This is a genomic window from Pseudoalteromonas aurantia, from assembly GCF_005886875.1.
GTDB classification, from domain to species: Bacteria; Pseudomonadota; Gammaproteobacteria; order Enterobacterales; family Alteromonadaceae; genus Pseudoalteromonas; species Pseudoalteromonas aurantia_A.
The window spans coordinates 1-766 of sequence record NZ_PNBY01000156.1 but is presented as its reverse complement, the minus strand read 5'-3'; the positions used below and the strand labels follow the sequence as shown (position 1 = coordinate 766).

At 46.1% G+C, this 766-nt stretch carries 1 protein-coding gene; it reads left to right on the top strand.

Annotated features, from left to right (window positions below; all coding sequences use genetic code 11):
• Positions 1 to 766 (top strand): elongation factor Tu (locus CWC18_RS20160; protein WP_138675985.1); only part of this gene is annotated, 766 nt, incomplete at its 3' end.

Here is a 766-nt window from a genome sequence, read left to right as displayed (position 1 = left end):
ATGGCAAAAGAAAAGTTTGAACGTTCGAAACCGCACGTAAACGTAGGTACAATCGGCCACGTTGACCACGGTAAAACTACCCTAACTGCAGCAATCACTAACGTACTTGCAAAAGTATACGGTGGTGAAGCAAAAGACTTCGCAGCAATCGATAACGCACCAGAAGAGCGTGAGCGTGGTATCACAATCTCAACATCTCACGTTGAGTACGATACACCGACTCGTCACTACGCACACGTAGATTGTCCAGGACACGCGGATTATGTTAAAAACATGATCACAGGTGCTGCACAAATGGACGGCGCAATCCTAGTAGTTGCTGCAACTGACGGCCCTATGCCACAAACACGTGAGCACATCCTACTTTCTCGTCAGGTTGGCGTACCTTACATCATCGTATTCATGAACAAATGTGACATGGTTGATGACGAAGAGCTACTTGAGCTAGTAGAGATGGAAGTTCGTGAACTTCTTTCTGAATACGACTTCCCAGGTGATGACTTACCACTAATCGCAGGTTCAGCGCTTAAGGCGTTAGAAGGCGAGAAAGAGTGGGAAGACAAGATCGTAGAGCTTGCAGAAGCACTAGATTCTTACATTCCAGAGCCAGAGCGTGACATTGATAAGCCATTCATCATGCCTATCGAAGACGTATTCTCAATCCAGGGTCGTGGTACAGTAGTAACTGGCCGTGTTGAAGCTGGTATTGTAAACGTGAACGACGAAGTTGAAATCGTAGGTATGAAAGAAACGACGAAGACAACTT